This window comes from Nonomuraea cavernae (genome assembly GCF_014646355.1).
Lineage (GTDB): Bacteria > Actinomycetota > Actinomycetes > Streptosporangiales > Streptosporangiaceae > Nonomuraea > Nonomuraea cavernae.
On sequence record NZ_BMNH01000010.1, the window covers coordinates 22461 to 46523 of the forward strand.

The following is a 24063-nucleotide window of genomic DNA, read 5'->3' on the forward strand; positions in this document are numbered from 1 at the left end:
TCGCCGGCCGCTCCGCAAGGTGCTCGAAGCCTCGGCGGCGGCGGAGGTCCCGATCGCGCAGGTCGCGTTACTCGGGACGACCGCAGCGGGTGGACCGGGCGGCAGGACCTTCGCCGAGCACGCCGGTGCGCTCCAGGCACGGCTCACCTCGGCGGAAGGGATGTTCGGCATGCGCTTCGACCCGGCCGCCGTCTCGGTCGTCGACGTGCGGGCTCCCACTCTCGGGGATTCGTCGGCGGCCGTGGGCGGGTGGTTCGCCGGGCGTCCGCCCACCGACGTTCTGGTCACGTGTGGTTCCGGGGCGTTCGCGTTGAGCATGGGAGCGGTATGCGCGGCTCTGGCGGCCGGTTGCCCGGTCCGGATCCTGCCCATCGACGCCCCGTGGCGGACCTACTCACTGGACCGGACATGTGACGCGGAAGCTCGCCTGGTGCCGTGGTTGATCCGCCATCGGTTCTGGGACGCTCTCGCCGAGGCCGATCCGGCCAACCGGATCATCTGGGAGCTCCTCGCGGCCCGGCAGGCCGGAGACACCGGCTTCGCCGCCACCGTAAGGGAACGCTCCAGCCCTGCCGAACGGCACGGCCTCACCGACGGGCAGCTCGGCAAGTTCACCGAGAAGTGGCCGACCGCGCAGGCGGCCCTGTTCGAACGGATCGGACGAGGGGAGGCCGCCGACTACGGGCTGCTCCGCGCTTGGTTCACCCAATCCCTCCGTAGTCTGTTCAGGAAAGAGCAGGACAGGCTCCCCAGACACGCACGCGACCAGATCGGGCGGTTGATCGACCTGCTCGGTGACCGGGCGGACGGGGAAGGTGGGGCCGCCGGGCACATCCGCGTGGTCGCCCGCGCGTCGTGGTCAGACACCACCAGCGGGTGCGCCGCGATGATCAAAGATGACGCGCTGACGCGCCTCTACACCGCCGCGTCCACTCATCGGGCGCACCTCCGGCCTGAGCGCCTGGCGTCCGGACCGCTGCCCCCGACCTTGCTGCAGGCCGCCGACCGGTGGGAGGCGAAGGATGACCAGGGAGTGAGACTGGTCTCCAGCACCGGGCACACCGGTTGGCCTGTCCTCGGCAGCGGAGACGTCCTGGGCTTGCTCGTCGTCGGGCTGGAGCATGACGGAAGGGAGGCCGAGGATCGGCTCGCTCTGCGAACCGTGCTCACCGAACTGCGCGGCAGACGCGAGATGCTGCCGCGTCGAGGTGTCGTGAGGCTGCGGCTGCTGGCCAGTGTCGAAACTCAGGAGCGGGCGCACGCGCTGGCACGATGGGCAGCCACGGAAAGCGGCGCGGATGTGCGGGTGATCGCGCCCGTTCCCGCCGACTTCACGGGAGCCAGGGACGCTATCCTCGCCGAGCTGGCGGCCGAGGCGGCTCCGACCGGCAAACTCGGATCAGGCAGCCTCCGCGACGTCGACGAAATCATGATCGTCCTCAATCCCGGACCGCCCCTCACGAACTACGGCATGATCGCGGCAGGCGTGGAATGGTCCCTGACCGCGGCCTGTCCCCTATGGGTGGCGGAGCTGGTGCGGAAGGCGGGCGTACCATCGGAGCTGCGCGGCGGCCAGCGGGTGCTCGCGCGTCTGGGGGCGGATCGCATGCTGGCACACCTGGCGGTGAACGCCGTGAAGAGGCTGGACATGCGGACGGCACGCCGCCTTGCCGGACGGGGCTCGGAGACATTGCGCACCGTGTTGCCCGCCCTCGCGGAGCTGGAACAGGATCTGCTCGGTGCCGCCCCCGACCCTTGGACACCGGCCGAGCGACGGTCCGCGGCGAGCAGGCGTCTGACGCTTCTCGCCCAGGTGGTCAGCGAACGACGGCACCACGTGCCGGTGGCCTACATCGCGCTGGAGGCCCTGCGGCCGGCCTTGTTCCCGTGGACGGTGTGGAAGGAGATGTGCGCAGCTCAGCCCGCACTGAGGCAGCTGGCGAAGCTCGCGAACGAGTCACTCCAGGGGCATGCGCTGGATCGGCAAGACCGGATCCGTCGCCCTTCCTCTCCCACCGCGACCGACGTGCGCGAGACGCTGGTCCGCGCCGCGCGCGAGTTCGGGGGGCTGGACGGTGCGCTCGTTTCGGCGCACAAAACGGTGATCAATCGCCTTGAAGGGATATATCGGCAAAGCGCTTGACCTTGGCTTGACGTCTTGGCAGCCTGGTCCCGTTCAACGGCTGCGTGCCTGCGAGCTTGAGTGGTTTCGGACCACTCCCTCTGAGGGCCTCGAACTCCGAGGTCGATATCGCGCTATCGGGCGCGTTCTCCTGTCATGCCTCGGAGGGGCAAATCCATGAACCTCGCAGTCGTCGTTTCCTCGCACGAGCACATCGCCTTCCACGCGTACTGCTCACTGATCTCGCCCGCGCTCCGAGAAGCCGCGCGAGGACCGCTGCGCCGTGCCCGGCACAACGGGAGAGCGTGCGCCGGAGTCAGTAGGACCCGCTGGTGCGACGGATGTGAAGACGTGATCGCCGACCTTCTCCTCCGCGGGTACGCAAGGTTCCGCAAGGCCCTGGCAGGGGGACCACCCTGCACACGGACGGGCGAGACCGTACGCGAGATGGAAGCGGCCATCCGGTGGCTGACGTCGCCCGAAGCCGCTCACGAGATCCTCACCCGTAAAGCACGCCAGATCAGGCAGCGTCCCACCGAGGGGGAGCCGCCTGGCCTGCGCGCGGCCCGTGCCCAGCTCGTCCACCACCCCTTGCGCAACCTCGAAGCCCAAGTACGCCGAGCAGATGCCACCCGGCGGGGAGCCTCGGCCAAGCCCGACCGCGACCTCCGCGACTCCACCTGGGCGAAGCCGCTCCGCGCGGACAGGGTCGCGTTCCAGCTCCTGCTGGACGCGGTCACCCGGCTGCGGCACGGGGCAGTGGACCCCTACGACATCCCGCTCGTCCTGCTCAACTCCCTAGGCGTGGACCTGCTTCCGGCACGGCGCATCCTGCGCGAAGCCCTGGACGGTCTCCGTACACTCCGCCCTGCCTTCTACCGGGCCAACGTGACGGGGTACCTCGGACAGGAGCTCCCGCCCGCATCGACTTCACTGGCGCAGTCTCCGGAGGAACTGCTCCTTGACCAGGAAGAGAAGGATGCGGCACGGCGTACGGTGGGTCAGCTGCTGGCAGGCGATGCCGGCGTGCGCACCGCGACGGCACGCTACCGGCCGTTGCTTGCCCGGATCTGCGCTGACGCGCCCCCGAACGGCGCCGAGCTCGTCCACTGGATCACGAACGAATACGGGATCACCCCCACGGCCGCCGACCGCTTCGCCCGACACCTCATCCACCTGGTCGCCCTCGCGGACCTGGACTGGGTCGCTTCCCAGTGCCGTACGACTCCCCATCGCTCGCAGTAACCATCACGCTCTGCGGGGACCGCACGGTCGGTCCCCGCAGAGCGATCCGGATTGTTGTAACCCCTGGTGGAGGGGGCAATAAGGACCTCTACGTCAAGGTGAGCCACGGCGACAGCCCCGAGTTTTGACCCCTCGTAGGGGCGATGAGGACCGCCCCGTCATGGCCATGTCGTAGGCGGCCTCATACGCGTTGCGACCCCTCGTAGGGGCATGAGGACTCATCCCGGAGAGGATCGCCGAGCACCTGAACGGCAGGTTGCGACCCCTCGTAGGGGCGATGAAGACCCGCATCCTCATCACCGGCAGCCGCTCGTGGAGGTTGCGACCCCTCGTAGGGGCGATGAAGACACCCACGATGGTACGGACGGGAGGGTCATGAGCTTGTTGCGACCCCTCGTAGGGGCGATGAAGACTCTGGCGGCGCCAGGAGTGCAAGGCGTGCGGGACCCCGGTTGCGACCCCTCGTAGGGGCGATGAAGACTCGTCAGCAGGCCCCGACGTGGGCCTGCTCGCGGCGTTGCGACCCCTCGTAGGGGCGATGAAGACATGTATAAGCCCATGGAAGCGGTCATCTGGTCCGTGTTGCGACCCCTCGTAGGGGCGATGAAGACGATGACTTGTGATCGCGGGTGCGGCGCCACGTTCCGGTTGCGACCCCTCGTAGGGGCGATGAAGACCGGACGACGAGTTCGACACCCTCCGCGACCGGTGGGAGTTGCGACCCCTCGTAGGGGCGATGAAGACTCCAGAACGTCCCGGGGGACGGCTCACACTCGGCGTGTTGCGACCCCTCGTAGGGGCGATGAAGACCGCATAGCGCCGATGTCCATCCAGCGTCACGTGAGGTTGCGACCCCTCGTAGGGGCGATGAAGACCTCATAGCGCCGATGTCCATCCAGCGTCACGTGAGGTTGCGACCCCTCGTAGGGGCGATGAAGACGAGACGCTGCCCTCGATGAGGGTGTCGAGGTGGTGTTGCGACCCCTCGTAGGGGCGATGAAGACTCAGATCTGCGTGCTCAAGTAGGGGGCGCGCTTCGTGTTGCGACCCCTCGTAGGGGCGATGAAGACTCTGCGGCGTGGTGAGGCGTGCGGCGCGAGGTGGATGTTGCGACCCCTCGTAGGGGCGATGAAGACACACCGTGACGTCATTGCGTACCTGGGTGTCGTCGTGTTGCGACCCCTCGTAGGGGCGATGAAGACCGCCACGTCATCGGCGTGCAGGGTCACCGTGACCGCGTGTTGCGACCCCTCGTAGGGGCGATGAAGACGTCGGAATAGCCGGGATCGTGGCGAGGCTGTGTCATCCGGTTGCGACCCCTCGTAGGGGCGATGAAGACCGAGGGGCTTGCGCGGCGCCCGCAGTTTGGGCGCCGGTTGCGACCCCTCGTAGGGGCGATGAAGACATGAGTGAGACTTCCTGGATGACGGACCAGGGCGCGGTTGCGACCCCTCGTAGGGGCGATGAAGACGCATGCACACGCGTGCCGATGCGGTTTTGCGGCTGATGTTGCGACCCCTCGTAGGGGCGATGAAGACCGTGGACCGCTACCGCAAGGGCGGGCGGAAGCTCGTGTTGCGACCCCTCGTAGGGGCGATGAAGACGCAAAACGGCCGGCCCCCGCAAGGGGGGCCGGCCGCCGGTTGCGACCCCTCGTAGGGGCGATGAAGACATCCTGGTGGTCCCGTTCGACGTTGTGATTCCGGTGTTGCGACCCCTCGTAGGGGCGATGAAGACCTCGGTCGCGGTCATCCTGCCCGCCTGGTGATGACGGTTGCGACCCCTCGTAGGGGCGATGAAGACCCCCCCATGATCGCCTTCACCTACCGCCTCCACGACAGGTTGCGACCCCTCGTAGGGGCGATGAAGACTACGGAACCCAACGCACCCTCGCCCGCCGCGCCAGGTTGCGACCCCTCGTAGGGGCGATGAAGACGTGGGCTCGCCGCATGGAGGCCCGCTCGGCGAGCGGTTGCGACCCCTCGTAGGGGCGATGAAGACGCCGCCGAGGTCGTCCAGCAGCCACGGCAGCAGGTTGCGACCCCTCGTAGGGGCGATGAAGACTGGACGGCAAGCTGCCCAAGCTCAAACCGCCCGGGTTGCGACCCCTCGTAGGGGCGATGAAGACCTGCACCCGTCGTACCTGGGCTACCGCGTCCACCACGGGTTGCGACCCCTCGTAGGGGCGATGAAGACCCGGCATCCCGCGCGGCATCGGCGTCGCCTACCTGTAGTTGCGACCCCTCGTAGGGGCGATGAAGACCCCAGAGTAAAGGCGCAGGTCACACGCCCAACGGTGAGGCCGGTCAAGGGTCGTTTTGCAGTGAACCTTCGGTTGTGCGGAAGACCCCGGAGGTTCGCTGCAAAATCCATGATCAACAAGCTGATCGGATCACCCGTAGCCTACCGCTGAATGCGTCACGAGGGCTGGCCGATCCTGCTCGAAAGCGGGGTGCGGGCGACGCGAGGGGGCAGGTCGCCCCGCGAGGAGATGCCTCGCGGGGCGACCGTCATCGCGGGACCGTCCGGCCGGATGAGGTCAGTTCCGGTTCATGTTGTCGTTGCCGCGGCCGTCGCGGTCGTTGCACCACTGACGCCGCCACTCACCGTGGTGACGGCAGTAGTAGCACCGCCTGCCGTTGCGCCACCGCCACTCGCACCCGCGAGGCCGCCACGCGCGCGCCGTAGGACGTGAGGGTCATCTCGGCGGCCGGGGCCGAGGCGATCCGCGACCGCGTACGGGCGCACCTGGACTGGGCGCAGCACATGCGCGCCGCGCTCGCCCCGGTCATCGCCGTCATCCGGTTGCAGCGCAAGGCCATGAGGACGAGCTGCCGGACCCGAGCGCGGCCGAACCAATGCCCCGCCCGGCCGTCGCCTCGGAACGGCATTGGAACGACTCGGAACGGCTCGGAACGATTCCGAACAGCCGAACCCAGCCCATCACCCGCAAGACGCGAGAGGACACCCGATGACCCGCGAGACCCGATTCCTCAACGGCCGGTGGAGGTTCTGATGCACCTCCGCCACCGCTGGGAGACCGTCGAGCAGATCGGCCACATCGCCACCCAAGCCTGCTCCCGCTGCTACAAGACCCGCGTCCGCATACGCGCCTCGCATGCTCCACGAGACCAGGAAGCAGCTCGTGGCTGAGTGCGGCCTGCCCGACCCCTACAACGGTGCCGGCGCTTGTTCGGCACCGCTCGCCCGTCCATGTCGCCATCCATAGCGGACTGATGCTGTCCGCCAGGGGTGCCAGGGTGCCTCCATGAACGCAGACGAGCTCGATTGGAACCGGACGCTGCGCGAGCAGTGGGAGTTCCATTGGAACCATCAGCTCCGAGGCCGGCTGGACGGCCTCACCGACGACGAGTATTTCTGGTCGCCGGTGCCGGACGCCTGGAGCGTGCGGCCGCGCGGCAGTTCGAAGGCGCCCGTGCAGGCCGGCGCCGGGGACTTCACCATGGACTACGCCTTCCCCGAGCCGGTCCCCACGGCCTTCAGCACGATCGCCTGGCGACTCGGTCACGTCATCGTCGGCGTGCTCGCCGCGCGCAACGCGGCGCACTTCGGCGCGCCGGCGGCGTCGTACGAGACCTGGGAGTACGCCGGCAGCGCGGCCACCGCGCTCGACCAGCTCGAAGCCCAGCTCGACGGTTGGCTGGCCGGGGTGCGCGGTCTCGGCGAGACAGGGCTGCGGGTCCCGGTCGGCGCCAAGGAGCCCTTTCCTGAGCTGCCCATGGCCGATCTGGTGCTGCACATCCACCGCGAGCTGATCCACCACCTGTCCGAGGTCTGCCTGTTGCGTGATCTCTACCTGCACACGAACCCGCTCGTGGACGGACTGCGCCACGACCGCTGACGGGTCCGGCCGGCCCAGGTGAGGTACGGGCTCGGGCGGCGTCCGGGCCTGAATGGGCGGTCGCCCCGCGAGGGGATGCCTCGCGGGGCGACCGTCATCGCAGGGCCTCGTCAGGGCCCGGTGAGGTCACTGGTTGCGGTTGATGTTCTCGTTGCGGTTGATGTTCTCGTTCCGGTTCAGGTTCTGGTTCCGGTTGAGGTTTTCGTTCCGGTTGAGGTTCTCGTTCCGGTTCATGTTCTCGTTGCGGTTGCCGCTGCCGCCGCCGCCGTTGCGGCACCACTGGCGCCGCCACTCACCGTGGGAGCGGCAGTAGTAGCACCTTCTGCCGTTGCGCCACCGCCACTCGCACCTGCGAGCCGAGCTCTGCGGCGTGATCGAGGCCTGCTGGCTGACGGTCGCGTACGTGGTGGTCGAACTGGAGGCGCTGGACGGCATGGCCGCGAAGGTTCCTGCGACGATCGTGGATCCCGCCATCGTGGCGGTGATGAGCAGACGCTTGAGCACCAGAGATCACTCCCTGAATGTTGTCGAGTCCCAGATGCATGGGATCGGGTGAGCGTCGGAATCGGTTTTCCCGGGATGCGCCGATGCGGCGCGCTGAACATTTCTCAGAGTAAGCACGGCGCCTGGCGGCGGTCTTCCGGAGAGCGGCAAAGCCTTATTTCCGGCCCCTCTCCACCTGAAAGTGAATTGTCGGATATCCCTGGTGGCAGCGGCCTTGCGGGCCGAGGACGGCCGACTGATGCCGAGCCGGGAATGCGTTCTCCTGATTCGGGGAGTTCTCGCGGATTCCCGAGTGCCATCAATGGTGCGCCAGCGACACGGTAAATGGAGGGAAAGGGCACCTGGAGCCCCAAGGTCGTGACGACGTCGCCCGGGCGGAACGATTTCCTGGGCAACGGCCGCTCGATGCCCCAGGGGGCCCCGGCGACCTCCCGGAATTCGTACATTCTGGGAGGTCGCGGGTTTGCCAGGCCGGCCGCCGAAGACGGGCCGGGCCCAGCGCCACCATCGTCAACGCCCGTCCCACGGGAGTCGCCGGCACTCCTCGTCCCAGAGGGGCGCACGGACCCCAAGGACTCAGGACGTCACCGGGACGAGACGGGCGTCGTCGTGCGGGTCGTCGAGACGGGCCAGCCGGGTCTCACCCCGCCAGCGCATCAGCAGCACGGCCGCCACGAGCATCAGCGCCCCGGCCCAGCAGACCGCCGTGCGCGGGCCGAGCCGGTCCGAGACGAACCCCTGGACCAGCCCCCCGATCGGGAAGGACGCCGTGTAGCACATGATCCGGCAGGCCATCACCCGGCCGCGCATGTGGTCGGCCACGATGACCTGCATCGAGGTGTTCACCGCCGAGACGACCGCCAGGAAGCACCCGCCGACCACCACCAGCGCGATCACGCCGAACACGTAACCGGGAGCGACGCCGAAGGCCACGATGCCGAGGCCGTAGATCAGCAGGCCCCAGCGCACCACCTGGCCAAGGCTCACCTGGTGGTTCCAGCCCGAGACGAGGGGTGCCGCGATGACCGCGCCGAGCCCGAACGCGGCGTTGAGAATGCCCAGCCCGACCGGCCCCACCGCGAAGACGCTCTCCGCGAACACCACGGTGAACTGGAAGATCGGGTTGCCCAGCACGCCCACCAGGACGGAGACCACCAGCGCCATGACCAGCCCCGGCCGGCGGCGGATGTAGCCGAGGGCGGCGAGGAACCGGCGGATGACGCCCCCCGACGCGGGGTACGCGGGCCGGGCCGGCGTGGTCCGGATCAGCGTCAGCGCGCCGAGCACGAACAGGAACGACACGGCGTTCAGCAGGAACGTCCACGACGGCCCCAGCACGGCGAGCAGCAGCCCGGCGAGCGCCGGGCCGATCGAGCGGGCGGCGTTGAACTGCAGGGAGTTCAGCGTCACCGCCGAGTGCAGGTCGCCGCGAGGGACCAGGTCGCTGACGAACGACTGCCAGCTCGGCAGGTTGATGCCCGCGAAGACGCCGCCGACGCCGACCAGCAGGAGCAGGACGACCGGCTGGTGCCACCCCGAGGTCCAGCACGCCCACAGCAGCAGCGCCGAAAGGGCCATCCCGGACTGCGTGAACAGCAGCACCCGCTTGCGGTTGCGACGGTCGGCGATCGACCCGCCCGCCGGGGCCAGGAAGATGCCGGGCAGGAACTGCGCGACGCTCACCAGGGCGACCCACAGGGCGCTCTCGGTGATCTGGTAGAGCACGTACGGCACTGCCAGGTTGCTCAGCCAGCTCCCGGTGTTGGAGACCAGGGCGCCACACCAGAAGATGGTGAAGTCCCGCTGCCGGAAGGCGCGGAACGAGTGACGCACGCCCCGGGGGGCTGCCTCCCCGTCGGCCGGCGTCTCATCCGTGTCGCTCGCGGACCTCGAGTGTCGTTGCCGTTTCAAGCCCGACATTCCTCTCCTTCGCTGGGGGACGACACGTTCTGTTGTAGTTTCCTGCGGAAAACCCCAGCAACGGGAGAGTTCCGGCGAAGGGCCTGGCAGGAGCCCCCGTAGGGTGGTCCTCATGGGGATGGTCGGGACGGTCGGGCTGGTGCTCCACCCGGAGCGCGACTCGGCGGAGGCGATCGACACCATCGTGGGCTGGGCCGGCGAGAGAGGCGTCACCGTGCTCGGGCTGCCCCAGGAGGTGGGCCGCATCGACTGCAGCGCCGTGGGCGTCGATGCCGCCACGCTCGCCGAGCGGGCAGATCTGGTGGTGAGTCTCGGCGGCGACGGCACCATGCTGCGCACGATGCGGCTGATCGCCGGACGGCCCACGCCGGTGCTCGGCGTCAACCTCGGGCGGCTCGGCTTCCTGGCCGAGATCGACGTCCGCGACCTGCCCGCGACCCTGACGGCCATCGACGCCGACGACTACACCGTCGAGCCGCGCATGGCGGTGCGCACCACGCTCCGCGAGGGCCGCCAGGTGATCGCGTTCAACGACATCGCGCTGGCCCGCATCCCCGGCGAGGGGCTGACCGTCGTCTCCGTCGCGCCGGGCGGCGACCCGTTCGTCAGATACGCCGCCGACGCGGTGATCGTGGCCACCTCCACCGGCTCCACCGCCTACAGCTTCTCGGCCGGCGGGCCGATCGTCTCCCCTCGTGTGGAGGCCGTGCTGGTCGTCCCGGCCGCCGCCCACTCGGCTTTCAACCGGGCCCTGGTGCTGCCCGCCGACGAGCAGGTGGAGCTCGAACTGCTGCCCAGCAGCGGGCGGCTGGCCGTCGAGGTCGACGGCGCCGTCCTGGGGCACCTGGGTCCGGGTGACCGCATCACGGTCGCCGCCCTGCCGGGCGCGGCCCGGGTGGTGCGGCTCGGCACCACGTTCTATGAGCGCGCCCGCCGCAAGCTGCGGGTCGGCGGCAGCGCCGAGGCCGGCTGACCGCCGTGGGCGCCGGGCCGGCGGGGCGCCTTCTCCGGGTCGCGCCGCGTCGCCACCAGCGCCGCCAGGGCCGTGGTGATCGGCACCGCCGAGATCAGGCCCAGCGTGCCCACCACGCTGCGGACGATCTCCTGGGCGATGACCGGAGTGGTCAGCACCTCGCCCAGCGGCTGCTCGCCGACGCTGAAGAGCAGCAGCAGGGGCAGCGACGCCCCCGCGTACGCCAGGATGATCGTGTTGATCACCGAGGCGATGTGCGCCCGGCCGACCCGGCTGCCGGCCCGGTAGAGGCGGCGGAACCGGTAGGAGGGGTTGGCCGCGGCCAGCTCGCCGACCGTGACCGCCTGCGTGACCGTGACGTCGTCCAGCACGCCCAGCGCGCCGATGATGATGCTGGCCAGCAGCAGCCCCTGGGTGTCGATGGACAGGCTGAGGTCCAGCGTGAACGAGCTGTCGTCGGTGATGCCGCTGAGCCGGGCGAACCCGATGGCGGCGTAGGACAGCAGTCCGGTGAGCGTGAGGCTGGCGAGCGTGCCGAGCACGGCCATCGAGGTGGTCAGCGTGAAGCCGTGTGTCAGGTAGAGGACGGTCAGCATGATCGCCGCCGCGCCCACGATGGCCACCAGCATGGGCGGCTCGCCGCCGAGGATGCCGGGAATGACGAACGTGAGCAGCAGCACGAACGTGATCGCCAGGCCGGCGAGCGCCGTGACCCCGCGCCAGCGGCCGAAGGCGATCACCGCCAGCGCGAAGGCCAGCCCGAACAGCCACAGCGGCGTCGACCGGTCGTGGTCGGAGATCTGGTAGCCGGACTCGCCCGACTCGCCGTCCTGGACGCTGATGAGCACCACGTCGTCGCCGGCGGCGAACCGCTGGGCGCCCGGCCCGGTCGGCAGCCGCAGCGTCAGCTCACGCCCGAGGTCGGGCCCTTCGCGCATCCTGACGGTGGCGTTGCCGCAGGTGGCCGGGTCGGAGCGGGGCGCGCCCGCCGACTGCTCGGGGCACGGTTTGAGAAGCACGGCCGTGATCGTCCCGGTGAGGCGCTCGACTCCGGCGGCGGGCTCCCGGGCGGGCTGGCCGGAGGGCCAGAGCCACACGAGCATCGCCAGCGTCAGGGCCGCCACCGGCACCAGTACGGCGAGCGTCGCCACGACCGCGCGCCGCGAACCGGGCAGGCCGGCGCCATGCCCGTGATCACCACCCATTGAGACCCCTTCTCCGTGCCACGAAGGGTGACAGTAGTGCACCCGGAGGTGGGTGGCCGCCGGTCTCCCGGGTGGCCGCGCGCGGTCTCGCGGGGTGGCCGCCTCACGGGTAGCCGCCGGTCTCATGGGTAGTCGCAGGGTATGGCGACGCTGGTGGGCACCTGCGGGTGGCAGTACAAGGACTGGCGCGGCGTCCTGTACCCCGAGGGCGTCCCGCAGCGGCTGTGGCTGCGCACCTACGCCGGGACGTTCCCCACCGTGGAGGTCGACAACGCCTTCTACCGGCTGCCGACGCCGCACACGTTCGCCAAGTGGCGCGACGAGACCCCCGACGGGTTCGTGATCGCGGTCAAGGCCAGCAGGTACATCACCCATATCAAGCGGCTGACCGACCCCGAGGAGCCGGTGGAGCACCTGATGGCGGCGGCCTCCCGGCTGAAGGACAAGCTCGGGCCGATCCTGCTGCAGTTGCCGCCCACGCTCAAGGCCGACCCCGGGCGGCTCGACCGGTGCCTGGCCTGCTTCCCGGGCGACGTGCGGGTGGCCGTCGAGTGCCGGCACGACTCGTGGTGGAGCGACGAGGTGCGTGACGTGCTGCAGGCCCGAGGGGCCGCGCTGTGCTGGGCGGACCGCCTCGGCCGTCCGGTGGCGCCGCTGTGGCGCACCGCCTCCTGGGGCTACCTGCGCTTCCACGAGGGGCGCGCCCATCCCCACCCCTCCTACGGCGACGAGGCGCTGAAGACGTGGGCCGGCCGGATCAAGGACGCCGGTTGGCGGGACGCCCTCGTCTACTTCAACAACGATCCCGGCGGCGCGGCCGTGCGCAATGCCTCCACGTTTGCGAGACTCGTCTAGGTGTACACCCGGCTGTATCGCCACGGCGTCCTCGAGAAGGAAGGCTTCCCGATCGAGGAGGTCTCCGACTATGTCAGCGATCCGGACAGTACGGTCTGGTTCGACCTGTGCTGTCCGACGCCCGAGGAGCTCGGCGCGCTGGGGGAGGAGCTCGGCCTGCACGAGCTGGCCGTCGAGGACGTGGTGTCCGAGCGCCAGCGCCCCAAGGTGGACATCTACGACAACCATCTGTTCATCACGGTCTACGGCATCCATCTGGACGGAGACCGGCTCGCCCCGGTCGAGGTCGACGTCTTCGTCACCGCCAACGCGCTGGTCACGATCCGTGAGAACGCCGGGTTCGACATCGACGAGGTGGTCAGGCGCTGGGACGCCTCCCGCCGGCTCGCCGGTCACGGCGTGGCCTACCTGCTGCACGGCCTGCTCGACCACGTGGTCGACAGCCACCTCGACTTCGTCGAGAGCCTCGACGGCCAGGTCGACGACCTGGAGGAGTCGCTCTTCGAGGAGGCGAGCCGGGTCGGCGCCCGCGAGCTCCAGCGCACCGTCTACACGCTGCGCAGGAACGCCGCCATGTTCCGCAAGATCGCCCTGCCCATGCGGGAGGTGGTCGGCACCCTGCTGCGCCGCGAGCACGACCTGCTGGTGGCCCCGGAGATGATGCCCTACTTCCACGACGTGTACGACCACACGCTCCGGGTAGACCAGTGGATCGACTCGCTGCGCGACCTGATGGCCAACCTGCGCGAGACCCGGCTGGCCCAGCAGGGCTTCCGGCTCAACGAGATCATGAAGCGTCTCACCGGCTGGGCGGCGGTGATCGCCGTGCCCACCGCCATCACCGGCTTCTACGGGATGAACGTGCCCTACCCGGGCGAGGGCCAGCCGTGGGGCTTCTGGTTGTCCTCCGCCCTGGTGGCCGTCAGCTCCGTCGCGCTCTACATGGCGTTCAAGAAGAGGGACTGGTTGTAGGGCGGCGGGCACGGCCCGCCCCGGCCGGTCGCGGTGAGCGCGACCGCCAGCCGCACCTGCCTGGCGCCCGAGGCGGGGTAGAGGGGCAGGCAGCGGCCGCCCGCGACCAGGGTCCTGCGCCCGATCGGCGTGGCGATCAGCGGCAGCTCGTCGTACGTGGCGGGCGTGGCCAGCCGGAGCATCCACCCGCCGCCGGGCAGGCGGCTGCGCACGCCGTCCAGTGCGTAGTAGTCGAGCACGCCGCCGCTGGCGGAGACGACGGCCCGCATGGTGAAGCGGCGCCCCCGGACCGTGAACAGCTCGGCCGAGGGCGCGCGGTAGACCGAATGCACGTAGGCCAGCGCGAAGACCCCCGGCTCGGGCAGGACCAGCCCGTGGACCGCCGGAAGCCCGGCTCCCGAGGCGGAGCCGGACGCCAGCAGGGCGGCGAGCGCCAGGAGCAGCCTGGTCAGCCCTTCTCCTTGAAGTAGCGGGCCGCGCCCGGGTGCAGCGCGACCGGCTCGACCTGCCGGCCGAGCGCCGGGTCGAGCTTGGCGGCCTCCGGGTGCACCGCCGTCAGCTCGGTCTTCTTCTCGAACAGCGTCCTGGTGATGTCGTAGGCGAGCTGCTCGTTCATCGTGTCCGGCACCAGCAGCACGTTGGCCACGCCGACCGTCTTGATGGTGCCCGACAGTTTGTACACCGACAGGTCGACGTCGAGCCCGACGTACTGCTTGCCGTACTTCGCCTGCATGCCGGCGAGGGCGTCGGCGGTGTCGAGCATCTTCATGTCGGGCTTGCTCGTGGCCAGGTCGACCACGCCGGCCGTGGGCAGGCCGCCGACCCAGAAGAACGCGTCGATGGTGCCGTCCTTGACCGCCTGCACCGACTCGTTGATGGACAACTGCTGCTTGGAGATGTCGGTGTCGGGGTTGAGCCCGGCGGCCTCCAGCATGCGCCGGGCCACGACCTGGGTGCCGGAGTTGGGCGGGCCGAGCGAGACCTTCTTGCCCTTGAGGTCGGCCACCTTGGCCGCCTCGACGCCGGGCGCGACGACCACGTGCGCGTAGTTGTCGTAGATCCGGGCGATGGCCTTGACCGGCTGCTTCGCGGTGAAGGAGCCGGTGCCGCCGACAGCGTCGGCCGCCGTGTCGGTCTGCGAGAACCCGATGTCGGCCTTGCCGGTGGCCAGCAGCTTGATGTTCTCGATCGAGGCCGACGTGACGGAGGCCGTGGCCTGGGTGTTGGCGATGTTGGCGGTCAGCTGCTTGGCCAGGCCGCCGCCGTAGACGTAGTAGACGCCGGTCGTGCCACCGGTCGCGATCGACAGCCGGTTGCCCGAGCCGCCTCCCGCTCCACCGCCGCAGCCCGCCGCCCCGGCGGCCAGCACACTCGCGGCGAACACCGCAATGATCCGCTTCACGCTGGGTCTCTCCTTCTTCTGATGAGGTGTACGGCTGCCGCGACGGCCAGCACGCCCAGGCCCGCGACGATGGGGACAGGTTCGAGGAAGAGCAGCAGCACGGCGGCGACGGCCGCGAGCACGCGTTCCGGCCAGCCGCTCAGCCCGCCGGTGGCCATCGCCAGCGCCGCCACGGCCACGGCCGACACCGCGGTCATCAGCAGCACGGTGCCGAACGGCCCCTGCCCGAGCAGCGCCTGGCCGTTGGGGGTGAGCACGAACGCGAACGGCACCAGGAAGGCGGGCAGCGTGTAGCGCCAGGTCATCATCATCGTCTTGTAGGTGTTGCCGCCGGTGATGGCGGCCGCCGCCACCGCCGACAGCGCGGTCGGCGGGCTGACCTCCGACAGCACCGCGTAGTAGAACACGAACATGTACGCCTCGGCGGGCGCGACGCCGAGCGTGGTCAGCGCCGGTCCGATGATGACCGCGGCGATGATGAAGCTCGCGGTCACCGGCACGGCCAGGCCCAGCAGCATGACCGCGATGCCCGACATGACGGTGGTCAGGATGAGGTTGCCCGCGGCGACGTCCACGATGATCGCGCTGAGGTTGAGCCCGAGCCCGGTCTGGGTGATGACGCCGACGATGATCCCAGCCGCCGCGCACACGGCGGTCACCGGCAGCACCTCCAGCGTGCCCTTGGCCAGCGCCTGCCCGACGCGCCGGGGCCCCATGCGGTGGGCCGGGTCGAGGAAGGAGAGCGCGAACGCGATGAAGGTGGCGATCACCACCGACTGGAAGGCCGACCGGTCGAGCGCCATCAGCACGATGATGAGGATGAGCGAGCTGAAGTGGTAGCCGAAGCGCAGCAGCAGCCTGCCCGCCCGAGGGGAGTCGACCCGCACGGCTTGGGTGTTGAAGCGCCGGGAGTCGATCTCGATGGCCAGGAAGATGCCCAGGTAGTAGAGGATCGTGGGGATCGTGGCGTAGATGAGCACCTCGAGGTAGCTCACCCTGAGATATTCGGCGATGATGAACGCCGCCGCGCCCAGCGTGGGCGGCGACAGGATGGCGCCGATGCCGCCGGCGGCCAGGATGCCGCCCGCGGGCTCCTTGGGATAGCCGGCCCGCCTCAGCACCGGCCACGCGACGCTGCCCAGGCTGACGGTGGTGGCGACGCCCGAGCCGGAGACGGTGCCGAGCAGGAATCCGGCCGTGGTGACCGTGCGGCCGGGGGCGGCGCGGGACTTGCGGAAGGCGGCGAAGCTCAGGTCGATGAAGAACTTGCTGGCGCCCGAATAGTCGAGGACGGCGCCGTAGATGGTGAAAAGAATGATGTAACTGGCGGCCACCTGGAGGGGCACGCCGAAGAATCCCTCGGTGCCCGTGTAAAGCTGCGAGACGATCTGGGAGAGGTCGAAGCCTCGATGGCCGATCGTCCAATTAATCGGCAAATACGCCCCGAAATACGCATAAACCAGAAAGATGGCGCAAATGACGGCGAACGCGGCGCCGACCGTGCGCCGTACCGCCTCCAGCAGCAGCACGGTCAGCAGCAGCCCGGCGAACACGTCGAGGCCGGTCAGCGCCGACCCCGAGCCCCGGTCGCGGAACGCGTCGATGGCCAGCAGCGGGTAGAGGAGCACCGCGAGCGAGGCCGCGGCCAGCAGCCAGTCGGCGACCGTCGGCCGCTCTCCCCGGCGCCCGCCCAGCTCGGGGCGCGCCGCCTCCGCGTCGCCCTGCTCGGGCCGCACACCCTCCGCGTCGCCCTGCTCGGGCCGCACACCCTCCGCGTCGCCCGGGTCGGGCCGCACGCCCTCCGCGTCACCCGGCGCCGGCCGCTCCCTGACGGCGAGTGCCGCGTCGCCGTCACCCACGGGCGAGTCGATCGCGGCGTCGCCGCCATCCGGTGGCGAGTCGATCGCGAGCGCCGCGCCGGGGCCGGGATCGCCGGCCGGCGGACCCGACTCGTCCTCGGTACGGCGCACCCCGGGCAGCCGGTGGAACAGGGACGACAACCCCGAGCGGTAGCAGACGAAGACCAGCGGCAGCGCCACCGCCAGGAACGTCATCCGATGCTCCAGCGCCTCCACGGGCCGGAACACCACGATCAGCGAGTAGGCCGACAGCAGCCCGCCGACGATCCACACCCCGAGCCGGAGCGGCCCGGTCAGCTGCCGGGCGGGGCGTTCCTGCTCGTGGGCCGAAACCAGTTCTGCGGCGCGATCGCTGAGCTCCGTCAAAGAAAACCTCCCCGACACGGCGTAGGGGGGACTTTACGAGCCGCTTACCGGGATGCGGAAGGGGTTGTTATCTTTCTTTGACTTCCCGGGTCAGTAAACCGGTCGCGATATGCGGGCCAATTCCTCGACCGGCACCTCACCCGCCTGCTCGCCACCGCGCAGCCGCACCGAGAACGCGCCGCTCACCGCCTCGCGCGGCCCGACCACCAACTGGTACGGCACCAGCCGATGCGCCCTGATCCGGGCGCCCAGGCTGCCCCGGTCGGGCGCGGCCAGCTCGGCCCGCAGCCCGGCGGCGACGCAGCGGCGCAGCACGTCGCGGCCCGCCGGCAGCTCGGCGTCGGAGAGGGGCAGCACGACCGCCTGCACCGGCGCCAGCCACGCGGGGAAGGCGCCGCCGTGCACCTCGATCAGATGGGCCACCAGCCGCTCCAGGCCGCCCACCACGCTGCGGTGCACCATCACCGGCCGCCGCCCGCCGGCGTAGCCGAGGTCGAAGCGCTCCGGCTGGTAGAGATCGACCTGGACGGTCGACAGGGTCGACTCGCGTCCCGCCGGATCGGTGATCTGCACGTCGATCTTCGGGCCGTAGAAGGCCCCCTCGCCGCGTTCCTCGTCGTACTCACGGCCGCGCTCGCGCAGCACGTCGCGCAGGATCGCCTCCGACCGCGCCCACATGGCCGGATCGTCGACGAACTTGGCGCCGTCGCCGCGCAGCGAGAGCCGGTAGCGGGCCGCCTCGATGCCGAGCTGGGCGTGCGCGGCCTCGATCAGGTCGAGCGCGGCCGACGCCTCCGCGGCGGCGTCCTCCGGCGCGCAGAACACGTGCCCGTCGTTGAGCTGGATCGCCCGCACCCGGGTCAGCCCGCCCAGCACGCCCGACAGCTCCGAGCGGTACATGCCGCCCAGCTCGGCGACGCGCAGCGGCAGGTCACGATGGCTGCGCGAGCGCGAGCGATAGATCAGCGCGTGGTGCGGGCACAGGCTGGGCCGCAGCACGAACTCCTCGCCGCCCACCCGCATGGGCGGGAACATGTCCTCGGCGTAGTGCGCCCAGTGCCCGGACCGCTCGTACAGCTCCCGCTTGCCCAGCACGGGGGAGTTGACGTGCTGGTAGCCGTTGCGGCGTTCGAGCTCGTGGACGTAGTCCTCGATGGTCTTGCGGATCGCCGCGCCGGCCGGCAGCCAGTAGGGCAGCCCGGAGCCGACCAGCGGGTCGGTGTCGAAGATGGCCAGCTCGCGGCCGAGCCTGCGGTGGTCGTTGAGCCGGCCGCTCGGGTGGTCGTTCATCGGAACCCTTCGGTGAAGGGCGAACGACCAGCTGTCCCGGGCGTTCGCCCGGGAAGCATGGAATCAGCGCGCCGGGAACGGGTCCGGCGTCGTCGTGACGGAAGCGCGCTGCATGGATCTATGGTAGCACTCAGCCCTTGCCGGCCGCGTTGACGATGCGGGTGGTCGAGCGGCCGGGAATGGCCTGCATCTCCCAGCATTCGGCGCCCAGCAGGGCCGCCGCGGCGCATCGGCCGCCCGCGTGCGGGTCGCCCGCGGTGTGCGCGAGAGCGCCCGGCTCCATCGGGGAGAGCAGGTCGATGTAGTCCTCGGGGCCGTGCGCCTCGGGCGGGCCGGTGACGATGAACACGCCGCTCACGAAGCGGAGCGCGGCCAGCACCTCGGCGCGCTCGCCGGCGGGGTTGAGGGGGCGGCTCGGCCCCTTCCAGGCCCGCACCCTCGGGTCGTCCTCCACACCGATGACCAACGGGAGACCACGGGCGGCCACCGCGCCCAGGTAGCGCACGTGACCCACGTGCAGGATGTCGAACACCCCGGTGACGACCGCTGCCCCCGGCCGGGCGTACGGCTGCACCCAGACGGCCTCCAGGCTGCTCACGCGGGCACCCTCCTCGTCGATGCGTCGATCGCAGACTACTCGGTTCGCCGGTGCGGACGGACAGGTGACCATTGGAAAGGGCATTCCTACCTTTTCGCAATAATCTCCGCCACCCCGTCAGCGCGTCTCATAACGTCGCCGGAATCGGGGAGGTCGCCGTGGCACCGCCGGACTTTCAGCGCGTCGGACAGGCAGCGGAGCCCGGCCCCCGAGACCTCCTGGTCCGGTTCCCCGGGGTCCCCTCGCAGGTGTCGAGAGCCAGGGAGCTGGTGACGGGCGTCCTCGGCCGCGACCATCCGCTCTACGACGACTGCGTGCTGCTGCTGAGCGAACTGGCCACCAACGCGATCCTGCACACCCGGTCGGGGCAGGACGGCTTCTTCCAGGTCTCGGTGCACGTCTCGGGCTCCCTGGTGCGGGTGTGGGTGCTGGACGGGGGCTCGGACGGGCCGCCGTGCGCGTGCCGTACCGGACTGCGCTCGACCGGCGGGCGCGGACTGCCGCTGATCGAGGCGATCAGCCACCGCTGGGGCCTCAGCCGGGAGAACGGCGCCACGACCGTCTGGTTCGAGCTCCTGCTCGCCCCCGCCGTGTGGAGCGCCGAAGCGGTCTAGCCGAAGAGGTTCAGCCGAGGCGGTCTGGCCGAGGCGGTCTGGCCGAGGCGGGCTAAAGGTCGAGCCGGCACAGGCCCTCGGCCAGGGCCTTGGTGGTGAGCCTGGTGCGGCTGTCGCAGCCCAGCTTGGCGAAGATGTGCTCCAGATGGGTCGTCACCGTGCGGACGCTCAGCACCAGCGCGGCGGCGATCTGCGGGTTGGAGTCGCCCGCCGCGACCCTGGTCAGCACGTCCACCTCCCGGCCGGTCAGGTCGTAGGGGAGCGAGCAGGGCCGCTCGGCCACCACCGCGCCCTGCAACGAGCCCTGGAAGCCGACCCCGGCCCGCAGCAGGCGCAGCTCGTGCCAGCGGCCGTCGCCGGCGGGCCACAGGCCGTGGCGATTCAGCTCGCGCGAGTCGATGAACGCACGGGCCAGCCCCGCCAGCGCCGGCTCCTTCCGCAGCACCGGGGACGCCTCGAACCCCGGCACGTCGCGGCGGGCGCCCAGCCGGTCGAAGGCCACCGCGTGGAACCCGCCCGGCAACCCCACCGGATCGATCACGCACCGGGTCAGGTCGGTGACGTGGGCCAGCATCGGGGACACCGCCGACACCAGCGCCCCGGTCAGCTCCGGGAAGGACTCCCGGGCCGCCAGGTGCAGCAGCCCCGTGTAGCGGCCCTCGGCCAGGAACAGGGGCGCCGTCAGCCCCGCCCGCCAGCCGTAGGGGGCGAGATGGCGGCGGAAGTAGCGCTGGGTGCCCGGCTCGGGCATGCCCACCGGAGCGCGTGTGGCCATCGCCCGGCGGTAGGCGTCGAGCCCGGTGTACTCCTCGGCCGCGTCGCCGTCGATGCGCCGGTGGCCGTCGGAGACCACGCTGTGGTGCCGGCCGGTGGCCGGGTCGAACGCGACGAACTCGTAGGCGTCGATCGCGGTCACCCGGCGCAGCGCCGCCATCGCGCCGTGCGCGCCGCCGCCGCCCGCGACCTGGTAGCCGACCTCGGCGAACGCCTGAAGCTTGCGAACGGTCAAGGTGATCTCGGCCACGGTTCTTTATATCCCACTCCGTCCCGCCCGCACCGGAGCGGCGGGCGCGGTCCCGTAATCTTGGTCGACGTGACGGCCGATCTGGTGGCGAGAAGGGTGACCGACCTGCTGGCCCCGCAGGTGCTGGTGATCGCCATGCCGCCCCTCGTGGGACTGCTCGCCCAGGGCTGGGCCGGAGCGGCGTGGGGGCTGGTGGCCTCAGCGCTGTGCGGCGGGGTGCCCGCCGCGGTGATCGCCGTCGGCGTGCGCTCGGGACGGCTCGACTCCCACCACATCGTCGACCGGGCCCGCCGCACCGGGCCGCTGCTGGCCGCGGTGGCGGCGGTTCTCACCGCGCTCGTGCTGCTGGTCGCGCTCGGCGCGCCGACGCTGCTGGTCGCCACGGTGACCGCGATGCTCGCCGCCCTGGCCGTGACCGTGCCGATCACGACGCGCTGGAAGATCTCCTTCCACGCCGCCGTCTGCTCCGGCACGGTGGTCGTGCTGGCCCACGTGCTGCCCGCCGCGCCGACCGCGACCGCCGGGGCCGCCGTGGTGGCGCTGGTGTGCTGGGCCCGCGTACGGCTCGCGCACCACACCTGGGCCCAGGTGGTGGCCGGTGCGGCGGTGGGCACCCTGGTCACCTGGGCGACCCTGGCGGCCTTCGGCCTCTGACCATCCCGATGAGAGGGCAGGTCAGGCGGCCCGGCGGGACGCGTCGTCCTGGAGCACCGAGCGCGCCACCGCAGGCCGGTTGGTGATGACGCCGTCGACGCCACCGGAGATCATCCGCTGGATGTCGCCGGGGTCGTCCACCGCCCAGGCGAAGACGCGCATGCCGTGCCGGTGGACCAGCCGTACGTACTCGGGCGTGACGTCCTGGTAGGGCGGGTTGACCTGGCCGGCGAAGCCCGCCAGCGCGGGGAGGTCGGCGGCGGACGGAGTGCCGAGGAGACCGATGGCGGGGCTGGGCATGAGCCGGGCGAACCTCCGCATCGAACCCCAGTCGAACGACTGCACGACCAGCCGCCCGGCGGCCGGCCACGAGGGGGCGCGCCGCAGCTCGCCGGCCACCCGCGCCTCGATGCCCGGGTAGAGGCGCGGCTCCTTGATCTCCAGCAGCAGCCCGAGCCCGCTCCCGCTCATCGCGCGCAGCGCCTCTCGCAGCGTGGGCACCCGTTGGCCCCGGCCGGCCCGGCCGAACCAGGAGCCCGCGTCGAGCCGGCGGATCTCCGCGAGCGTGAAGTCGGCGACCCGCCACGGAGCCCTGCGGGGGAACACGCTCTCGGCGTCGGTGGTGCGGGTCAGCGTCGTGTCGTGCATCAGCACCAGCGCGTGGTCCCTGGTCTCCCGTACGTCGACCTCGACCATGTCGGCGCCGAACCGGCTCGCCAGCGCCAGGGCGGACAGTGTGTTCTCCGGCGCGTCCGCGGAGGCCCCGCGATGGGCGACGACGACGGGTCTCGACGCGGCGGTGGCGGGGACGGTCACCACCAGCAGCGTCAGCAAGGGCGGGAGGACGAGGCCGAGTCGCCGGAACATGGATCTCCTCGGGTTCGGTGGCGGGGCGTTGATCCGAACCTGACAATCTTGCATGACGGCCAGTGGGTTCTCGGGTCAATCCGGGATGCCGGGCGCGTGAGCGTTCGGGGGCCGGGCTGGTCAAAGGCTCCCGGATCGGCTCGTATCCCATAGCGGGCGGAATAGGGGAGCGGGCGGGCCGGTTGGCGAAGGTATGGATACCGCGAGCCGTGGCCGGGTGCGGGTCGAGCCCTCGGCCAAGCGTGTCAGGGTCTATCTGGGAGGGCGGGTGGTGGCCGACACCAGCCACGCGTCCCTGGTGTGGGAGATCCCGTACTATCCCACCTACTACTTCCCGCAGGCCGACGTCGAGACGTCGATGCTGAAGCCGTCAGGGGCCGTCGAGCACTCGCCGAGCAGAGGCGACGGGGTGGTCTACACGGTGACGTCCGGGGGAGTGGAGGCGGCCGACGCCGCCCTGGTCTACCCCGACTCGCCGCTGGAGGAGATCCGCGGTCACGTCCGCTTCCGGTGGGACGCGATGGACGCCTGGTTCGAGGAGGACGAGGAGGTCTACGTCCACGCGCGCGACCCGTACACCCGGGTGGACATCCTGCCCAGTTCGCGGCAGGTGCGCGTCGAGGTCGACGGGGTGACGGTGGCCGACTCGCGCAGCCCGCGCATCCTGTTCGAGACGGGCCTGCCGGCCCGCTACTACCTGCCCAAGCCGGACGTACGCTTCGACCTGCTCGAACCCACCGACACCGTCACCCACTGCCCGTACAAGGGCACGGCCGAATACTGGTCGGTCGCCGGGCACCCGGACCTCGCCTGGTCCTACCGCACGCCGCTGCCCGAGAGCGAGAAGATCGCCGGCCTGGTGTCCTTCTACAACGAGAAGGTCGACACCTACGTCGACGGCGTCCTCCAGGACCGTCCGAGGACGAAGTTCGGCTGATCGAGGTTCGCCTGATCAGGCGAGCACGTCGAACGGGTTGACGACCGACACCCCCGTGCCGGTGAAGTCCTTGACGTTCCGGCTGACCAGGGTCCAGCCGTGGACCCGGGCCGTCGCGGCGATCAGGCCGTCCGTCGTGGGGAGCGGTCGGATGGCGTTGAGCCGCCCCCACTCCTCGCAGACCTCCGAGGTGACGGGGATGACGCGGTCGCCGAACTGCCGTTGGAGGCTGTGCAGCCAACGTTCCAGGATCGCCGCCTGGCCGGGGTCGCGACGTCTGCGAAGCTCGACTCCGCAGCGAATCTCGCCGACGGTCAGGCTGCTGAGATGGAGAGCGGGCCCGTGAGCTGAGGCGATCCAGTCCTTGACCTCGGAGCTCCCGTGCCGCTTGCGTGCTTCGGAGACCACGTTCGTGTCGAGAAGGTAGCCGCTGCCCATCAGTCGAAATCGACCTCTCGGGGAAGGTCCTGGCCGCGTGGGAACTCGATGTCGTCGTCCCAGTCGGGATCGGAGAGGAGGAACTCTCTGAAGTCGGGAGCGTCGCCTTTGAGACGGCGATATTCGGCTATGTCGATGACGACGGCCACCTCTTCGCCGTGACGGGTGACGACTTGGGGCCCCTCGTTGACAGCGCGTCGCACAACCTCACTGAAGCGCTGTTTCGCCTCCTGCACCTGCCAGCGGCTCATAGGCGCGCTCCTGTCTAGTCTGTCTAGACCTAGCGTACCGCAGAAGTGGTGGGCTGGCGGCTGTTCGCGGCTGGTTCGAACCCGCTGTCCCGCTTGACAAGGACG

General features: G+C 70.4%; 23 protein-coding genes and 1 CRISPR repeat array. Of the genes, 10 read left to right on the forward strand and 13 right to left on the reverse strand.

Features of this window, described 5'->3' with window-relative positions; genetic code table 11:
- Positions 1-19: 19 nt before the first annotated feature.
- Positions 20-2143 carry a hypothetical protein gene (locus tag IEY82_RS17945; RefSeq protein ID WP_189125293.1) on the forward strand — a complete coding sequence of 708 codons (2124 nt, stop codon included), beginning with the start codon at positions 20-22 and terminating at the stop codon, positions 2141-2143.
- Between the two features lie 426 nt (positions 2144-2569).
- Entirely contained in the window at positions 2570-3367 is a 798-nt protein-coding gene (locus IEY82_RS17950) for a hypothetical protein (RefSeq protein WP_189125294.1), read from the forward strand.
- Between the two features lie 255 nt (positions 3368-3622).
- A CRISPR array of direct repeats spans positions 3623-5630; the repeat unit is 30 nt; unit sequence GTTGCGACCCCTCGTAGGGGCGATGAAGAC.
- Between the two features lie 340 nt (positions 5631-5970).
- On the opposite strand, the gene IEY82_RS17955 is transcribed toward IEY82_RS17950, so the two are convergent.
- Positions 5971-6258, reverse strand: a complete 288-nt coding sequence (locus tag IEY82_RS17955) for a hypothetical protein (RefSeq protein ID WP_189125295.1) — start codon at positions 6256-6258, stop codon at positions 5971-5973.
- Positions 6259-6382: 124 nt separating this feature from the next.
- Here IEY82_RS17955 and IEY82_RS17960 point away from each other — a divergent pair, with 124 nt between their 5' ends.
- Positions 6383-6520, forward strand: a complete 138-nt coding sequence (locus IEY82_RS17960; RefSeq protein ID WP_189125296.1) for a hypothetical protein — start codon at positions 6383-6385, stop codon at positions 6518-6520.
- A 115-nt stretch (positions 6521-6635) separates the two neighbouring features.
- A complete protein-coding gene (locus IEY82_RS17965; protein ID WP_189125297.1) occupies positions 6636-7229 on the forward strand; it encodes a DinB family protein in 594 nt (197 codons plus the stop codon).
- 126 nt (positions 7230-7355) lie between these two features.
- Here the strand turns inward: IEY82_RS17965 and IEY82_RS17970 are convergent, their stop codons facing one another.
- On the reverse strand, positions 7356-7733 hold the full coding sequence (locus IEY82_RS17970) for a hypothetical protein (protein WP_189125298.1): 378 nt from the start codon (positions 7731-7733) through the stop codon (positions 7356-7358).
- A 576-nt stretch (positions 7734-8309) separates the two neighbouring features.
- A complete protein-coding gene (locus IEY82_RS17975; RefSeq protein ID WP_189125299.1) occupies positions 8310-9566 on the reverse strand; it encodes an MFS transporter in 1257 nt (418 codons plus the stop codon).
- A 199-nt stretch (positions 9567-9765) separates the two neighbouring features.
- Between IEY82_RS17975 and IEY82_RS17980 the strand changes: the two genes are divergently transcribed.
- Positions 9766-10626: an NAD(+)/NADH kinase gene (locus IEY82_RS17980; RefSeq protein WP_189125300.1), complete on the forward strand. Its 861-nt coding sequence runs from the start codon at positions 9766-9768 to the stop codon at positions 10624-10626.
- On the opposite strand, the gene IEY82_RS17985 is transcribed toward IEY82_RS17980, so the two are convergent.
- Positions 10572-11831, reverse strand: a complete 1260-nt coding sequence (locus tag IEY82_RS17985; RefSeq protein ID WP_189125301.1) for a YibE/F family protein — start codon at positions 11829-11831, stop codon at positions 10572-10574. The genes IEY82_RS17980 and IEY82_RS17985 overlap by 55 nt on opposite strands.
- A gap of 141 nt (positions 11832-11972) precedes the next feature.
- On the opposite strand from IEY82_RS17985, the gene IEY82_RS17990 reads away from it, so the two are divergent.
- Positions 11973-12686, forward strand: a complete 714-nt coding sequence (locus tag IEY82_RS17990) for a DUF72 domain-containing protein (protein ID WP_189125302.1) — start codon at positions 11973-11975, stop codon at positions 12684-12686.
- The gene (locus IEY82_RS17995; RefSeq protein WP_225262927.1) at positions 12687-13658 is read left to right on the forward strand and encodes a magnesium transporter CorA family protein; all 972 of its coding nucleotides are present in this window, start codon (positions 12687-12689) and stop codon (positions 13656-13658) included. It abuts the gene before it with no gap.
- Here the strand turns inward: IEY82_RS17995 and IEY82_RS18000 are convergent.
- The 5 genes from IEY82_RS18000 to IEY82_RS18020 all read right to left on the reverse strand — a co-directional run bounded on the left by IEY82_RS18000 (position 13625) and on the right by IEY82_RS18020 (position 19173).
- Positions 13625-14110 carry a DUF1850 domain-containing protein gene (locus tag IEY82_RS18000; protein ID WP_308015971.1) on the reverse strand — a complete coding sequence of 162 codons (486 nt, stop codon included), beginning with the start codon at positions 14108-14110 and terminating at the stop codon, positions 13625-13627. The genes IEY82_RS17995 and IEY82_RS18000 overlap by 34 nt on opposite strands.
- Positions 14107-15060 carry a TAXI family TRAP transporter solute-binding subunit gene (locus tag IEY82_RS18005; protein ID WP_189125304.1) on the reverse strand — a complete coding sequence of 318 codons (954 nt, stop codon included), beginning with the start codon at positions 15058-15060 and terminating at the stop codon, positions 14107-14109. Before IEY82_RS18005 ends, IEY82_RS18000 begins: the two co-directional genes overlap by 4 nt.
- On the reverse strand, positions 15057-17285 hold the full coding sequence (locus IEY82_RS18010; protein ID WP_225262929.1) for a TRAP transporter permease: 2229 nt from the start codon (positions 17283-17285) through the stop codon (positions 15057-15059). The genes IEY82_RS18005 and IEY82_RS18010 overlap by 4 nt, the downstream gene beginning before the upstream one ends.
- 90 nt (positions 17286-17375) lie before the next feature.
- A complete protein-coding gene (thrS, locus tag IEY82_RS18015) occupies positions 17376-18575 on the reverse strand; it encodes a threonine--tRNA ligase (RefSeq protein WP_189125305.1) in 1200 nt (399 codons plus the stop codon).
- A gap of 130 nt (positions 18576-18705) precedes the next feature.
- Complete coding sequence (locus tag IEY82_RS18020; RefSeq protein WP_189125306.1) at positions 18706-19173, reverse strand: adenylyltransferase/cytidyltransferase family protein; 468 nt, start codon at positions 19171-19173, stop codon at positions 18706-18708.
- A gap of 158 nt (positions 19174-19331) precedes the next feature.
- Here IEY82_RS18020 and IEY82_RS18025 point away from each other — a divergent pair, with 158 nt between their 5' ends.
- On the forward strand, positions 19332-19787 hold the full coding sequence (locus IEY82_RS18025; RefSeq protein WP_225262931.1) for an ATP-binding protein: 456 nt from the start codon (positions 19332-19334) through the stop codon (positions 19785-19787).
- Positions 19788-19839: 52 nt separating this feature from the next.
- Here the strand turns inward: IEY82_RS18025 and IEY82_RS18030 are convergent, their stop codons facing one another.
- Positions 19840-20811, reverse strand: coding sequence for a helix-turn-helix transcriptional regulator (locus tag IEY82_RS18030; protein WP_189125307.1), 972 nt, complete (start codon positions 20809-20811; stop codon positions 19840-19842).
- A gap of 69 nt (positions 20812-20880) precedes the next feature.
- On the opposite strand from IEY82_RS18030, the gene IEY82_RS18035 reads away from it, so the two are divergent.
- Positions 20881-21465, forward strand: coding sequence for a hypothetical protein (locus IEY82_RS18035; protein ID WP_189125308.1), 585 nt, complete (start codon positions 20881-20883; stop codon positions 21463-21465).
- 21 nt (positions 21466-21486) lie between these two features.
- On the opposite strand, the gene IEY82_RS18040 is transcribed toward IEY82_RS18035, so the two are convergent.
- On the reverse strand, positions 21487-22332 hold the full coding sequence (locus IEY82_RS18040; RefSeq protein ID WP_189125309.1) for a glycerophosphodiester phosphodiesterase: 846 nt from the start codon (positions 22330-22332) through the stop codon (positions 21487-21489).
- Positions 22333-22525: 193 nt separating this feature from the next.
- On the opposite strand from IEY82_RS18040, the gene IEY82_RS18045 reads away from it, so the two are divergent.
- Positions 22526-23269, forward strand: coding sequence for a DUF427 domain-containing protein (locus tag IEY82_RS18045; protein ID WP_189125310.1), 744 nt, complete (start codon positions 22526-22528; stop codon positions 23267-23269).
- Between the two features lie 15 nt (positions 23270-23284).
- Here IEY82_RS18045 and IEY82_RS18050 read toward each other — a convergent pair whose 3' ends face one another.
- Together IEY82_RS18050 and IEY82_RS18055 are read right to left on the reverse strand one after the other, a co-directional pair.
- Complete coding sequence (locus IEY82_RS18050) at positions 23285-23707, reverse strand: type II toxin-antitoxin system VapC family toxin (protein WP_189125311.1); 423 nt, start codon at positions 23705-23707, stop codon at positions 23285-23287.
- Positions 23707-23958, reverse strand: coding sequence for a type II toxin-antitoxin system Phd/YefM family antitoxin (locus IEY82_RS18055; protein WP_189125312.1), 252 nt, complete (start codon positions 23956-23958; stop codon positions 23707-23709). The genes IEY82_RS18050 and IEY82_RS18055 overlap by 1 nt, the downstream gene beginning before the upstream one ends.
- Between the last annotated feature and the right edge of the window lie 105 nt (positions 23959-24063).